The organism is Luteimonas sp. 100069 (assembly GCF_003813845.1).
GTDB classification, from domain to species: domain Bacteria; phylum Pseudomonadota; class Gammaproteobacteria; order Xanthomonadales; family Xanthomonadaceae; genus Luteimonas; species Luteimonas chenhongjianii.
This window is the reverse complement of sequence record NZ_RPFN01000004.1, coordinates 235,889-249,262: the sequence shown is the minus strand read 5'-3', so window position 1 is coordinate 249,262 and position 13,374 is coordinate 235,889. Positions and strand designations below refer to the sequence as shown.

Sequence of the window (13,374 nt, the reverse complement as noted above, 5' to 3'; positions counted from 1 at the left end):
CACTGCCAAGGAGTTCCACATGGCCCACGATCTCAACGAGACCCTGATCTTCGTCAAGGTGGTCGAGCAGGGCAGCTTCATCGCCGCCGCGAACGCGCTCGGCCTGCCCAAGACCACGGTCAGTCGCAAGGTGCAGGAGCTCGAACAGCGGCTCGGCGCACGCCTGCTCAACCGCACCACGCGCCGGCTGGGCCTGACAGAGGCCGGCAGCGTCTATCACGAGCACTGCCAGCGGATCGCGCGCGGCCTGGAAGATGCGGAAAGCGCGGTGGCGCAGTTGCAGTCGGGGCCGCGCGGCTGGCTGCGTTTCACCGTGCCCTACTCGATCGGCATCACCTGGATCGCGCCGCTGCTCGGCGACTTCCAGTCGCAGTACCCCGAGATCCAGCTCGACATGCACATGGGCAACGAGAAGCTCGACCTGATCGCAGGCGAAGCCGATCTGGCCCTGCGCATCGGCACGCTGCCCGATTCCAACCTCGTCGCGCGCAAACTCGGCAGCCTGCGTACCCAGGTCTTCGCCAGTCAGGCCTACATCGAACGGCATGGCGAACCACTGCACCCCGACGACCTGCAGCACCACCGCACGCTGGTGATGCGCAAGAGCCACAACGCCAACAACCGCTTCGTGTGGTCACTGACCGACGGCCACGCGCTGCGCGAGTTTCCGGTCAATCCGCAGCTCGTCGCCAACGATCCCGCCGCGCTCAACTGGGCGCTGATCAAGGGCGAGGGCCTGATGCTGACCGGCGACGTGATGGCCAAGGCCTTCGTCGAAGCCGGCATGGCGCAACGCGTGCTGGCCGGCTGGACGGGCCCGGAAGTCGATATCAATGCGGTGTTCCCCGGTGGCCGGCTGGTGTCCCCCAAGGTGCGTGCGTTCGTCGATTTCCTGATCGACCGCCTCAATTTCGACGCTGGGCACATGCAGACGCTGTGCCAGGTGCAGCAGCAGGCAATGGAAGCGAAATACACGGGCAAGGCGGTGCTGGCGCAGCTGGAAAAAGCGACGCGGCAGGCAGTCGAAGCGGTTGAAGAGGCCGACGCCGCGGATATCGAGGCGGACGAAGCGGAAGAGGTCGTGCTCGCGGGACGCTGACGCGATCGACCGCCCGGCGCGGGCGATGCGCGCGCCGGGCGCTGCTTTTGCCGGTCTCTTTCGCTTGCTGGGCGGACTCCGATCCGGGACCAGACCGATCGAAGGGCGTCGCCGCGCGTCGTCCTTCGGGCCTGCGTACATGCGCGCCGCATCGAGGAATCGAAGGGGGCGCAGCGCGAGACTGCTGCGGCAAACAGACGAGCGCCGCCGGGCGCGAAGCTAGCTGTCGAGCTTGACCAGCAGCTTGCCGAAGTTGCGCCCCTCGAGCATGCCGATGAACGCCTCCGGCGCCCGCTCCAGACCCACCACCACGTCCTCGCGGTAGCGGATGCGGCCATCGCGCAGCCACCGGCCCATCTCGCGCACGAATTCCGGGTAGAGCGCGATGAAGTCGTGCTGGATGAAGCCGCGCACGGTGAGGTGGCGGCTGAGGATCATCGCCATCAGCTGCGGCAGGCGATCCGGGCCCGGCGCGGGAGCGGTGGCGTTGTAGTGGGCGACGAGGCCGCAGACCGGAATACGCGCGAAATCATTGAGCAGCGGCATCACCGCATCGAAGACCTTGCCGCCGACGTTCTCGAAGTACACGTCGATGCCGTCCGGGCATGCCGCGGCCAGCTGCTCGGGAAAATCCTCGGCGCGGTGGTCGAGTGCGACATCGAAACCGAGCTCGTCGCGAAGATGCGCGACCTTCTCCGCGCCACCGGCGATGCCGACCACGCGCGCGCCTTTCAGCTTCGCGATCTGGCCGACGGTCGCACCCACCGGGCCGCTTGCGGCGGCGACGACCAGGGTTTCGCCGTGCTGCGGCCTGCCGATCTCGTGCAGGCCGACATAGGCGGTGAACCCGGGCATGCCGTGCACGCCGAGCGCGGTCTGGACCGGCAGCCCGGCCGGATCGAGCTTGCGGCGCAGGGTTTCGCCGTCCACCACCGCGTAGGTCTGCCAGCCCGCATGGGCCAGCACCAGGTCGCCGGGCGACCACGCCGGATGCAGCGACTCCACCACCTCCGACACCGTGCCGCCGTCCATGGTCTCGCCGATCTCGAGTGGCGCGACGTACGAACGTCCGGCGTTCATGCGGCCGCGCATGTAGGGGTCGAGCGAGAGCCAGTGATTGCGCAGCAGCACCTGCCCGGTGCGCGGCGTGGGCACGGGCGTGTGCTCGAGGCGGAAGTCGCTGGCGACCGGCGCGCCCTTGGGTCGCGCGGCCAGTACGATGCGGGTGTTCTGTTCGGTGGTCATGCGCGACTCCGCTCGACGGGGCTGGCCAGCATGGCGCAATCGGGCCGAGGCCGGCGTGACCTCAGCCGCCGGCGCTGGCGTTGTCGAGGCAGGCGATGTCGGCCTTCGACAGCAGCAGCGTGCGCGAGGCCGCGAGCTCACGCAGCTGGGCGACGCTGGTCGCGCTGACGATCGGTGCGGTCACGCCGGGGCGGGCGATCAGCCAGGCCAATGCGACCTGCGCGACGGTACACGCCTGGCGACAGGCGACGTCGTCGAGCGCGGCGAGGATGCGCTTGCCGCGCGGGTTGAGGTAGCGCGCGACCACCTGCGCACCGCGCGCGCTGCTCTTGGCGGCATCGGCGCGGGTGCGGTACTTGCCGCTGAGGAAGCCACTGGCCAGCGCGTAGTAGGGGATCACACCGATGCCGCGCGCACGTACCAGCGGTTCGAGCGCGGCCTCGTAGCCGGCGCGATCGACCAGGTTGTACTCGGGCTGCAGCGTCTCGTAACGCGGCAGGCCGTGGCGTTCGGCGATGTCGAGCGCTTCGGCCAGGCGTGCGGCGCTGTAGTTCGAGGCCCCGATCGCGCGCACCTTGCCCTGCTCGATCAACCGCGAGAACGCGCCCAGGGTGTCTTCGAGCGGCACCGTGGCGTCATCCTCGTGGGCCTGGTACAGGTCGATGACATCGGTACCCAGGCGCCGCAGCGAATCCTCGCAGGCGGCCTGGATGTTGGCCGGTGCCAGGCCCTTGCGCTGCGGCCACTTGCCCACCTTGGTCGCGATGACCACGCGGTTGCGTTTGCCGCTGGCCTGCAGCCAGCGGCCGATCAGCGTCTCCGACTCGCCCCCGGCGTTGCCGTCCACCCATGCCGAATAGGCATCGGCCGTGTCGATCAGATTGAGGCCGAGCGCGACGCACTCATCCAGCAGGGCGTGGGTTGTGGCTGCATCGGCGCTCCAGCCGAAGACATTGCCGCCGAACGCCAGCGGCGAGACCTTCAGGCCCGATCGACCGAGTTCACGCTCCGCCATTGCGATTTCCAGGGTGTGATGGAGGCGCCAGCATAGGCAGTCGCGGGACGCGCTCGTACCAGCGCGCATGCAAATCAGCGTTCCGGTGCCCGGCCGTCGACGCTGGTGCCGGAGATCCGCCCGGCCTGTGGCACCCTTGCGCCACATCCGCGTCCGGAGTTCCGCCCATGCAACGCAGCTTGTCGTTCTGTGCCCTCGCCCTGCTCGTGCTCGCCGGCTGTGCCAGCGGGCCGACCACGCCCGCCGACTCGGCTGGCGATCTCGACGCCAACAACGTCGCCCGCCTCGACGCGGCGCTCGCCGGCGAATGGCGCAGCGCCGACAACCGCGCGCGCGACCAGTTCCGCCATCCACGCGAGACGCTCACGTTCTTCGGCGTGCGTCCGGAGCACACCGTCATCGAGATCACGCCCGGCAGCGGCGCCTGGTACACCGAGATCCTCGCCCCCTACCTGCGCGGAAACGGGCGCTACATCGCCGCACTGGTCGATCCGGCCGCCGTTGCCGAAGGCCGCGGGCGCGACTACCAGAAGGCGCAGCACGATGGCCTGCAGGCGCGCTTCGATGCCGCGCCCGCGCAGTTCGAGGGCGCGCGCACCGTGCTTTACGACCCCACGGCGCCGCGCCTGGGCCCGCCCGGCTCGGCCGATGTCGTGCTGACCTTCCGCAACGTGCACAACTGGCGCAGCGCCGGCCAGGCCGAGGCGATGTTCAAGAGCTTCCACGAAGTGCTGCGTCCGGGCGGCGTGCTCGGCGTCGTCGAACACCGGGCGCGCGGCGAGGTGCCGGAGGGCGACCGTAGCGGCTATGTCGCCCAGTCCCAGGTCATCGCGCTGGCCCAGGCGGCCGGCTTCCGTGTCGACGGCAGCAGCGAGATCAACGCGAATCCGAAGGACACGCGCGACCATCCCAATGGCGTGTGGATGCTGCCGCCGACCAATCGCCACGATGCCGCCGATGCGGCGAAATACATCGCGATCGGCGAAAGCGACCGCATGACCCTGCGTTTCGTGAAGCCCTGATACGCGCGGGTGGCCGGTCGCCGGCCACCTCCGCAATTCCGCTCCGCCTGCCTCCCGCGCCCGCCGCTCCCATGCTCGTCGCCTTCAACAAGCCCTACGGCGTGCTCTGCCAGTTCACCGACCGCAGCTCGCCGCCGCGGCCAACCTTGGCCGGCTACGGGCTGCCGGCGGATGTCTATGCCGCAGGTCGCCTCGACCACGACAGCGAAGGTCTGCTGCTGCTGACCGACGACGGCCCGCTTGCGCACCGGATCACCGATCCGCGCCACAAGCTGGCCAAGACCTACCGCGTGCAGGTGGAAGGTGCGCCCACGCCGGACCAGCTGCAGGCGCTGCGCGATGGCGTCGTGCTGAACGACGGTCCGACCCGCCCGGCGCGCGTGGCGCTGCTTGAGCCCGCGCCGAGCCTGTGGCCGCGCGACCCCCCGGTGCGTTACCGCAAGACCGTCCCCGACGCGTGGCTGGAGCTGACGATCCACGAGGGTCGCAATCGCCAGGTCCGCCGCATGACCGCAGCCGTGGGCCTGCCGACGCTGCGGCTGGTGCGTGTGGCGATCGGCGACTGGTCGCTGGGCGATCTGGCGCCAGGCCAGTGGAGGATCGCCGGCGCGGCGACTGTCTGAGTCGGCGCTGCGGGCCGTTCAGGTCGGCGCTGACCGCTGTGGCGGCGCACGGGTTTCTGTTACCGTGCGGGGCGGCCAGCGCGCGCCTGTTGCGCAGTCCCTGTGCCTCATCCGGAACCTATGCCGAATTCTGCAAACGCCAGTGGTCGCATTCTTGTCGTCGATGATCAGCCTGCGAACCTGCGCGTTGTCAGTTCGCTGCTGAGCCGTCACGGCTACGAGGTGCAGACCGCCCCTGACGGGGCCGACGCGCTGGCGATGCTGCAGGAGCGCCAACCCGACCTGCTGCTGCTCGACATGTTGATGCCGAACATGGACGGCTTCGCGCTGCTGGCCGAGATCAAGCAGAACCCGGACCTGCTGCGCCTGCCGGTCGTGTTCCTGACCGTGGCCCAGGACCGCGAGCTGCTGCTGCGCGCCTTCGATGCGGGCGCGGTCGACTATGTCACCAAGCCGTTCATGCCCGAGGAACTGCTGGCGCGCGTCAATGCGCACGTTGGCCTCAAGCAGACCCGCGACCGCCTCGAGCGCATCGCGCGCGAGCGCCAGGAGCTGGTGAACCTGGTCGCGCACGACCTGAAGAATCCGCTGTCGAGCATCTGGTTCGCCAGCGACATGCTGATCAAGAACGAGACCAAGCCCGAGCGCATTCCGCGCTACCACAAGATGATCCACGAGAGCGCCGAAGACGCGCTCGGTTACATCCGCCGCTATCTCGAGACCCAGGACACTTCGCGCAAGATCGCCGCCGCCCGCCAGGCCACCAAGCTGCGCGATGTGCTGGACTGGATCCTCGCCCGCTATGCCCTGCAGTTCGAGGACCGGGGCGTGACCCTGCACGCGCGGGCGCCGGATGCGTCGCCGATGGTGGCCATCGACGGCCTGGTCCTGCGCCAGGTGGCGGAGAACCTGATCAGCAACGCGATCAAGTACGCGCCCGACAGCGACGTCGACATCTCCCTGCGTGGCGGCGGCGTCGGTTTCTGGCAGTTGCTGGTCGAGGACCGGGGGCCGGGCATCGCGCGTGACCAGCAGCACGCGCTGTTCCGTCCGTTCCAGCGACTGGCCTACACGGACAAGGACGATGGCCGCTCCAGCGGCCTGGGCCTGTCCCTGGCCAAGCAGATCATCGTCGATCTGGGCGGCCAGCTCTGGTACGAAGACCGTGATGGCGGCGGTGCGCGTTTCGTCATCGAACTGCCGGAAGTCTCCCCGGAGCTGGCGGTCGCAGAGGTCCCATCGGCCGATTGAACCGGCCGCGTGGCAAAAAAAACGCGGGCCGAGGCCCGCGTCGGTTAGTCCGCGCCCGGCCGCATGGCCGGCGCGCAGACGATGCCTAGAATCAGGAATCCGATTCGGATGCCTGGCGCGAGCCGCGCTTGCGCGTCGAACTGCGGTTGGGTTCGATGCGACGCGAGCTGCCTTCGACCGTGTTCGACTGCTTGCGCTTGCGGTACTGGTAGGCGACGGCCCAGGCCACGCCGATGCCGATCGCCGAGGCGGCCAGGATGGCCGGGTTACGACGCAGGAATCCGCCGGCCGCCCGGGTGCCCGAGCGCGCAGCGCCAATGGCGATACCGGTCTTGAGCCACTTTTCGGCCGATTCGGGGATCGCGTGACGCAGGCTGTCGCCTGCCTGGCCGACCAGCGACAAGGCCTTGTCGGACAACACTTCGAATTTGCTCATGGGAGTGACCTCGTGGGTCCGCAGGGGAGGCGAAGGAGTCTATGCGCCGCCTGTGGACCCGGTGTGAGCGCTGGCGTCGCGGACGGTCCGCAGGCGCCGGGGAACGCGCCGCGGCGGGGCTGAAGCCGGGGGGTGCGTCCACGCGGCCCCGCGCTTCCCGACCGGCTTGCCGGAGGGCCCCCCGCCGCACCGCCCGGAGGCCGAGGCCGCGCGCGGTGGTCTAGGTCCCGCGCGGCTTCGCGCGATGGGTTGCCGGCGCGTTCCAGGGGTCCTCCGGCCACGGGTGTTTGGGATAGCGCCCCTTCATTTCCTTGCGGACCTCGGGATAGGTGCGTTCCCAGAAGCCGGCCAGGTCGCGGGTGACCTGCAGGGGACGTCCGGCAGGAGACAGCAGGTGGATCGTCAGCGGGACCCGGCCACCGGCAACGGCCGGTGTATCTGCCAGGCCGAACAGTTCCTGCAGCTTGACCGCGAGCACCGGCGGGGCCGGTGTTCCATCGGCCTCGATCGCGTAGTCGATCGCGCGCGCCATGCCCGAAGGCACGTCGATGCGGGCAGGCGCGAGCCGCTCGATCTGCTGGCGCTGGCCCCAGTCCAGCAGGCCCTGCAGTGCATCGGCGAATGCCTGCGGGGTCAGTGCGTCGAGCCGGCTGATGCCGGCGAATGCCGGGCGCAGCCAGCTGTCGCGTGTCGCCAGCAGCGCCGCGTCCGACAGGTCCGGCAATCCGAGTTCGGGCATCCACGCACGTACCGCCTGTGCGCGTGCGCGCCACTGCCGCAGGCCGTCGCGCCAGGGCAGTACGTCGAGCCCGAGCAGGCCCACAGCATCGCTCAGGGCCTGCGCGGCCTGCGCCGGATCGACGCGTCCGTTCGCCCGCGCGTCGAGCACGATGCCGTCGAAACGCGATACCCGCATGCCGACCAGTGCGCGCCGCTCGGGGTCCCAGCGGGTCTCGTCGGCCTCGACGAAGCGCGTCGGCCACAGCCGCCGCAACTGCGCCTCGTCGACCGGCGCGCCGCGCAGCAGCAGCGCATCGCGGGCTTCGAAGCGCAGTTCGCTGGCGACGATCCACGGTTCGCCGCGCAGCGTGCTGTCGTCGAACAGCCGCGCCATGCGCCCGTTGCTCAGCCCATAGCGGGTGGCGTCGCGCGCGTGGCGATGGCCGATGCGATCGGGGAACGCATGCGCGAGCAGGTCGCCGAGGGCGTGCGCGGGCGCGGAAGCCGGTGGCGCCGCGTCGAGCCGCAGGCGTCGTCGCCATTGACCGGCAGCCGCGTCGATCGCCGCGAGCGCGCCACGCTGGGCGTCGGGCGGCGTGCGCCCGGCGCGGAATGCCGCCAGGGCCTGCCAGCGCGCGGCTACCGCGTCGGAGCGCGGCGAGCCGGGAAGCGGCCGCAGCGGGTCGCGCGCTTCCAGCAACGCGCACAGGTCGCAGGCCAAGGCCTTGCCATTCGCGTCCGCGCCGGCCAGCAGCATCGCCGCGAGCCGGGGATGGGTGCCGAGCGCGAGCATGCGGCGGCCGGTCTGGGTGATCGCGCCCCGCGCGTCGAGTGCGTCGAGGCGTTGCAGCAGGTCGTGCGCCGCGCCCATCGCGCCGGCGGGCGGGGGATCGGGAAACACGAGCGACGGATCGCCCCAGGCGGCGAGTTCGAGCGCGAGCGCAGCCAGATCGACCTGCGCGATCTCCGGCCGCCGTTGCGGCTCCAGGCGCTGCGATTCCGGCCACAGCCGCAGGGCCACGCCGGGGGCGACGCGGCCCGCGCGGCCGGCGCGCTGGTCGGCCGATGCCTGCGAGATCGCCACGACCTCCAGCCGCGAAAATCCGCTGTTGGGATCGAAGCGCGGCTCGCGGGCCTGGCCGCTGTCGACGACGATGCGCACCCCCGGCAGGGTCACGCTGCTCTCGGCGACGTTGGTCGCCAGCACCACGCGACGACGGCCATCGCTCGCCGGCTGCAGCACGTGCGTCTGCGCGTCGACTGGCAATTCGCCATGCAACGCGAGCAGCTCGACACCCTCCGGCAGCGCCGCCTCCAGCTGCGCGCGAGCGCGGGCGATCTCGCGCTGGCCCGGCAGGAATACCAGCGCATCGCCCGGATGCGTGGCCAAGGCCTCGACCAGGACCCGGCGGACCTGCAGCTCGAGCGCCTCATCGCGGCGCGGCGGCGCATGGGTGATCGCGACGGGAAAGCTGCGGCCCGCGCTCGACAGCCGCGGCGCATCCAGCCATTGCGCGATGCGCGCGCCGTCGAGGGTGGCCGACATCACCACCAGGCGCAGGTCCTCGCGCAGGCTGGCCTGCACGTCGCGTGCGAGCGCGAGGCCGAGATCGCCGGCGAGATGGCGTTCGTGGAATTCGTCGAACAGCAGCGCACCGACCTCGGCCAGCTCCGGATCGTCCTGCAGCATCCGGGTGAGGATGCCCTCGGTCACCACTTCGATCCGGGTGCGGGCGCTGATCCGCTGCTCGAAGCGGATGCGGTAGCCGACGATGCCGCCGACCTCGTCGCCGAGCTGGCGGGCCATGAACGTCGCCGCCGAACGTGCGGCCACCCGGCGCGGTTCCAGCATCACGATCCTGCGGCCGCCGAGCCATGGCGCATCCAGAAGTGCCAGCGGAACCTGCGTGGTCTTGCCGGCGCCGGGCGGGGCCTCGAGCACCAGGCGCGGATGCGCGGCGAGGCTCGAGACGATCTCCGGCAGCAGCGGCGCGATGGGGAAGGCGGAGGGGGCAGGCGTCGTCACGGCGCACAGGCTAGCGACGTCGTGCGGGCGCGTCGATGCGCGCACGATGCCCGGGCCGTCGACAACGCCGCGCTCCAGCCTCCGCAGCATCGGCGCATACAATGCACCCCCGCTTTCAGGCCCGGTCGCCATGCAGCTGATCGACATCGGTGCAAATCTCACCCACGACAGTTTCGACCACGATCGCGACGCCGTGCTGCAACGCGCGCGCGATGCGGGCGTGCGCCGCATGGTGGTCACCGGCGCCAGTCGCGAGCATTCGCCCAAGGCGCTCGAGCTGGCGCAGGCGCATCCCGGGTTCCTGTACGCGACCGCCGGCGTACACCCGCATCACGCGGTGGAATACACCGCGGAATGCGACGCCGAAATGCGCGCGCTGCTGGCGCATCCGGAAGTGGTGGCGGTGGGCGAATGCGGACTGGACTATTTCCGCGATTTCGCGCCGCGTCCGGCGCAGCGCAAGGCGTTCGAACGCCAGCTGCAGATCGCGGCCGACACCGGCAAACCGCTGTTCCTGCACCAGCGCGACGCGCATGACGATTTCGTCGCGATCATGCGCGAGTTCGAAGGGCAGATCGGCCCGGCGGTCGTGCACTGCTTCACCGCAGGCCGTCGCGAGCTGTTCGAATGCCTCGATCGCGACTGGTACATCGGCATCACCGGCTGGCTCTGCGACGAACGTCGTGGCCAGCACCTGCGCGAACTGGTAGGCAACATCCCGGCGCAGCGGCTGATGGTGGAGACCGACGCGCCGTACCTGCTGCCGCGTACGCTCAAGCCGTCGCCCAAGGACCGTCGCAACGAACCGGCCTTCCTGCCGCACATCGTCGAGGAACTGGCGCGCGATCGCGGCGAGGCGGTCGAGGTCACCGCCGCAGCCACGACCGCGAGCGCGGAGGCGTTCTTCCGGCTGCCCTGAGCGCGCGCCGGCCACCCTTCGCCGGGTGGCAGCGCGGATCCCGGGGGCGGACCTCTCCTGCTGCACCGGGACGCGCCTGCGTCGTCCGGGAACGACGCCGACGGATCGAACGGGCGGCGCGGCATGCCTGGCCCGGTGCAACGAACTGCGCGGCCGGAGGCCGCGGACCCCCGGGAAAGCGGACGGCTTGCGACGTTGCTCGGCGCGGGGGATCTGCCCAGCTGCCCGCGTCAGGTCCCCGACGGCATCAACAGCAACAGGCCGGCGCCCAGCACGATGCGATAGATCGCAAAGCCGGTGAAGCGGTGGCGCTTGATGTAGGCCAGCAGCCATTTCACGACAAGGAAGCCGGTGACCATGGCCGCCAGGAAGGCGATCGCGACGTCACCCCAGGCTTCCTCGCCCAGGCCCTGGTCGCGCCAGAGTTCCAGGAACGCATAGGCGCTGGCGGCGAACATCGTCGGAATGCCGACCAGGAACGCGAACTCGGCCGCCGCCGAACGCCGGCTCAGGCCCAGCAGCATCGCCAGGAAGATCGTCATTGCCGAACGCGAAGTACCCGGGAACACGCCGGCCACCACCTGGCCAAGGCCCACGGCGATCGCGACCGTCCAGGTGACATGGGCGTTGTCGCCGCGCTTCTCGGCGAAGTGCTCGGCCACCAGCATCCACACGCCACCGATGATCAGGGCCCAGGCGATCGGTGTCACCGTCTCGGGCAGCTCCCAGCCCGCCAGGCGCACCGGCAGGCCGACCAGCGCCGTCACCAGGAAGGCCACGGCGATCTTCATCGCGTAGTCGCGGTTCTCGCGCTCGCGCAGACCGGTGCTCAGATCCCAGATGCGCTGGCGGTACACCAGCGTGATCGCGACGATCGCGCCGGCCTGGATGACGATGTTGAAGAAGTCCGAGCGTGCCCCGAGCCAGTGCTGCGCGATCAGCAGGTGACCGGTACTCGAGACCGGGAGGAATTCGGTGATGCCCTCGATGATGCCGAGGACAAGTGCGGAAATCGGATCGGACACGGCAGGCACGCGAAGCGAAGACAAGCGGGCAAGAATACCCCCCGCCCGGGATGCGGCCCACCCTGGCCCGGGAGGGGGTCAGTCGCGGGTGGCGGTGGCGCCCTGCTTGAGTTCGCGGTAGCGGATCAGCGCGGCCTGCAGATCGCCGTCGAGCGCGGCCTGTTCGCTGCGCTGCTGCTCGAGGATCGCCTGCTGGCGCTCAAGGTCCGCGCGGTGGCTGCGGATGGTGTCGACCAGCGGCCTGGCTACCGCCTGACCCTGCAGTTCGCGCTCGCCGGCCTGGCGCAGCAAGGCCAGCAGGCTGCCGCGCAGGTTGTCGACGCCCATGCGCGAGGTCTTCAGGGCTTCCTCGACCAGCACGATGCGCTCCCCATAGGCGCGACGCAGGTCCGCCTCGGTCGCATACGACTCGACCATCGCCAGCTCGGAGCGGCGCAGGGCGGCCTGCACTTCGGCATCGAGACGGGCCTGCTGCGCGGCCGCCGCGGCGGCGCCGCGTTCTTCGGCAGTGGGCGCCCGGCTCACCCGCGCGGTGGTCATGCCGCTGCGCGCGCTGATCTCGGTGCGCTCGGCATCCACTGCAGAGGCGGGCAGGACATCGCCGCAGACGCGCCGGCCGCCTTCGTTCCAGCAGTACACCTTGCGGTCGGCGGCCGGCGCACGCTGGGCGGTCGCAGCGCTCGCGACGCCGGCCAGCAACAGACCAGCCACGAGGCGGATCGGAAGGTTCATGTCGTCCGTCCCCCTGACGGCTGTAAAGCGGTATCAGCGTGTCGGATCGCTGCCATGTCGGGCCCGATAGGCGAGCAGGCGATCGCGCTCTGTCGCCAGTGTCGCGTCCTGGCCCACAAATGCAAGCAGATCGGACAGGCCGGCGATCGCCACGACCGGCACGTCCTGCTCGCGCGCGACGCGCTGCGCGGCCGATTCGGCTGCGTCCTCGGCCACGCGTTCCTGGCGGTCGAGTGCGATCACGATGCCCGCGACCGCGCCGCCGCCGTCGGCGATCAGTGCCAGTGCCTCGCGGATCGCGGTCCCGGCGGTGATCACGTCATCGACGATCAGCACCCGCCGGCCGGCCAGCGGCGCGCCGATCAGGGTCCCGCCCTCGCCGTGCGTCTTGGCCTCCTTGCGGTTGAACGCGACCGGCAGATCACGTCCGCGGCGTGCGTATTCGCAGGCCAGCGCGGTCGCCAGCGGAATGCCCTTGTAGGCGGGCCCGAACAACAGATCGAAGTCCACGCCGGCGGCGTCCACGGCGTCCGCATAACATCCGGCGAGCGTCGCGATCGCCGCCCCCGAATCGAAGCGCCCGGCGTTGAAGAAGTACGGGCTGACGCGGCCCGATTTGAGGGTGAATTCGCCGAAGCGCAGGGCGTCGGCCTTCAGTGCGAGCTGCAGGAAGCGGGTGCGATGGTCGGTCATGGCCGGCATTGTCCCATGCCGGATGCGCGCAACAGCAACCGTTGCGCCCCGGCGCTGCCACCGGGCAGGCTTTCGCCCCCGTCGACAAAGCCCGCGCCCAGGTACAGGGCCAGCGCGACGTGGTTGCGCGCGTGCACGTTCAGCGCCAGTGGCCGGCCGGGATGCCGCGCGGCCAGATCGGCGCAGCACGCCTCCAGGGCGGGGCGCGCGAGGCCAAGACCCTGCCAGGGCGCGCCGAGTGCGAAGGCGCGCAGGGTCACCGTGCGCGGATCGAGGACCTGGTGCGCAGCGGCGGTGGCCACGTAGTCGAGCCGGTAGAACCCGATCACCACGTCGCCCAGCACGATCACCATCGCGTCGCTGTCGGCACTGGCGCGGGCGTTGTCGACGTTGAAGGCGAAATCGCCGGCGTAGGCCGCCTGCCCGGGGAGGAGCACCAGCGCCCGCGCGGCCTCGGCCTGGGCGGCCGAAGCGGGCATCACGCGTGGCGACGGGGCAGGCGACATCCCCCCAGCATAGGGCGGCGGCCGCGGCGGTGCCGGGCGCCAATCCGGTAGGCTTGGCGCCC

At 70.6% G+C, this 13,374-nt stretch carries 13 protein-coding genes; 5 read left to right on the top strand and 8 right to left on the bottom strand.

The window, feature by feature from the left end; genetic code table 11:
* Positions 1–19: 19 nt before the first annotated feature.
* Entirely contained in the window at positions 20–1,099 is a 1,080-nt protein-coding gene (locus EGK76_RS10165) for a LysR family transcriptional regulator (RefSeq protein WP_096296828.1), read from the top strand.
* Between the two features lie 219 nt (positions 1,100–1,318).
* Here EGK76_RS10165 and EGK76_RS10160 read toward each other — a convergent pair whose 3' ends face one another.
* A complete protein-coding gene (locus EGK76_RS10160; RefSeq protein ID WP_123832534.1) occupies positions 1,319–2,344 on the bottom strand; it encodes an NADP-dependent oxidoreductase in 1,026 nt (341 codons plus the stop codon).
* Positions 2,345–2,405: 61 nt separating this feature from the next.
* Positions 2,406–3,359 (bottom strand): aldo/keto reductase, encoded by a 954-nt coding sequence (locus EGK76_RS10155; RefSeq protein ID WP_096296830.1) that lies wholly within the window; start codon positions 3,357–3,359, stop codon positions 2,406–2,408.
* Positions 3,360–3,526: 167 nt separating this feature from the next.
* Here EGK76_RS10155 and EGK76_RS10150 point away from each other — a divergent pair, with 167 nt between their 5' ends.
* The 3 genes from EGK76_RS10150 (at position 3,527) to EGK76_RS10140 (ending at position 6,255) form a co-directional block, all read left to right on the top strand.
* Positions 3,527–4,381 (top strand): class I SAM-dependent methyltransferase, encoded by an 855-nt coding sequence (locus EGK76_RS10150; protein WP_096296831.1) that lies wholly within the window; start codon positions 3,527–3,529, stop codon positions 4,379–4,381.
* Between the two features lie 71 nt (positions 4,382–4,452).
* On the top strand, positions 4,453–5,004 hold the full coding sequence (locus EGK76_RS10145) for a pseudouridine synthase (RefSeq protein WP_123832533.1): 552 nt from the start codon (positions 4,453–4,455) through the stop codon (positions 5,002–5,004).
* 120 nt (positions 5,005–5,124) lie between these two features.
* A complete protein-coding gene (locus tag EGK76_RS10140) occupies positions 5,125–6,255 on the top strand; it encodes a HAMP domain-containing sensor histidine kinase (RefSeq protein ID WP_123832532.1) in 1,131 nt (376 codons plus the stop codon).
* Positions 6,256–6,346: 91 nt separating this feature from the next.
* Here the strand turns inward: EGK76_RS10140 and EGK76_RS10135 are convergent, their stop codons facing one another.
* A complete protein-coding gene (locus EGK76_RS10135; protein WP_123832531.1) occupies positions 6,347–6,691 on the bottom strand; it encodes a hypothetical protein in 345 nt (114 codons plus the stop codon).
* A gap of 220 nt (positions 6,692–6,911) precedes the next feature.
* On the bottom strand, positions 6,912–9,437 hold the full coding sequence (gene hrpB / locus EGK76_RS10130) for an ATP-dependent helicase HrpB (RefSeq protein ID WP_233580254.1): 2,526 nt from the start codon (positions 9,435–9,437) through the stop codon (positions 6,912–6,914).
* A gap of 130 nt (positions 9,438–9,567) precedes the next feature.
* Here hrpB and EGK76_RS10125 point away from each other — a divergent pair, with 130 nt between their 5' ends.
* Entirely contained in the window at positions 9,568–10,356 is a 789-nt protein-coding gene (locus EGK76_RS10125) for a TatD family hydrolase (protein ID WP_123832529.1), read from the top strand.
* A 230-nt stretch (positions 10,357–10,586) separates the two neighbouring features.
* Here the strand turns inward: EGK76_RS10125 and EGK76_RS10120 are convergent, their stop codons facing one another.
* From EGK76_RS10120 to EGK76_RS10105, 4 genes are all read right to left on the bottom strand, one after another.
* A complete protein-coding gene (locus EGK76_RS10120) occupies positions 10,587–11,381 on the bottom strand; it encodes an undecaprenyl-diphosphate phosphatase (RefSeq protein ID WP_096300204.1) in 795 nt (264 codons plus the stop codon).
* A gap of 78 nt (positions 11,382–11,459) precedes the next feature.
* On the bottom strand, positions 11,460–12,113 hold the full coding sequence (locus tag EGK76_RS10115; protein WP_096296836.1) for a hypothetical protein: 654 nt from the start codon (positions 12,111–12,113) through the stop codon (positions 11,460–11,462).
* A 33-nt stretch (positions 12,114–12,146) separates the two neighbouring features.
* Positions 12,147–12,806 carry an orotate phosphoribosyltransferase gene (gene pyrE, locus EGK76_RS10110; RefSeq protein WP_123832528.1) on the bottom strand — a complete coding sequence of 220 codons (660 nt, stop codon included), beginning with the start codon at positions 12,804–12,806 and terminating at the stop codon, positions 12,147–12,149.
* Positions 12,803–13,312: a GNAT family N-acetyltransferase gene (locus tag EGK76_RS10105; protein ID WP_123832527.1), complete on the bottom strand. Its 510-nt coding sequence runs from the start codon at positions 13,310–13,312 to the stop codon at positions 12,803–12,805. Before EGK76_RS10105 ends, pyrE begins: the two co-directional genes overlap by 4 nt.
* Between the last annotated feature and the right edge of the window lie 62 nt (positions 13,313–13,374).

What these genes read in the sequence shown, in the direction of transcription:
- EGK76_RS10165 (WP_096296828.1), top strand. Translation starts at nt 20, where the DNA reads ATGGCCCACGATCTCAACGAGACCCTGATCTTCGTCAAGGTGGTCGAG.
- EGK76_RS10160 (WP_123832534.1), bottom strand. Translation starts at nt 2,344, where the DNA reads ATGACCACCGAACAGAACACCCGCATCGTACTGGCCGCGCGACCCAAG.
- EGK76_RS10155 (WP_096296830.1), bottom strand. Translation starts at nt 3,359, where the DNA reads ATGGCGGAGCGTGAACTCGGTCGATCGGGCCTGAAGGTCTCGCCGCTG.
- EGK76_RS10150 (WP_096296831.1), top strand. Translation starts at nt 3,527, where the DNA reads ATGCAACGCAGCTTGTCGTTCTGTGCCCTCGCCCTGCTCGTGCTCGCC.
- EGK76_RS10145 (WP_123832533.1), top strand. Translation starts at nt 4,453, where the DNA reads ATGCTCGTCGCCTTCAACAAGCCCTACGGCGTGCTCTGCCAGTTCACC.
- EGK76_RS10140 (WP_123832532.1), top strand. Translation starts at nt 5,125, where the DNA reads ATGCCGAATTCTGCAAACGCCAGTGGTCGCATTCTTGTCGTCGATGAT.
- EGK76_RS10135 (WP_123832531.1), bottom strand. Translation starts at nt 6,691, where the DNA reads ATGAGCAAATTCGAAGTGTTGTCCGACAAGGCCTTGTCGCTGGTCGGC.
- EGK76_RS10125 (WP_123832529.1), top strand. Translation starts at nt 9,568, where the DNA reads ATGCAGCTGATCGACATCGGTGCAAATCTCACCCACGACAGTTTCGAC.
- EGK76_RS10115 (WP_096296836.1), bottom strand. Translation starts at nt 12,113, where the DNA reads ATGAACCTTCCGATCCGCCTCGTGGCTGGTCTGTTGCTGGCCGGCGTC.
- pyrE (WP_123832528.1), bottom strand. Translation starts at nt 12,806, where the DNA reads ATGACCGACCATCGCACCCGCTTCCTGCAGCTCGCACTGAAGGCCGAC.
- EGK76_RS10105 (WP_123832527.1), bottom strand. Translation starts at nt 13,312, where the DNA reads ATGTCGCCTGCCCCGTCGCCACGCGTGATGCCCGCTTCGGCCGCCCAG.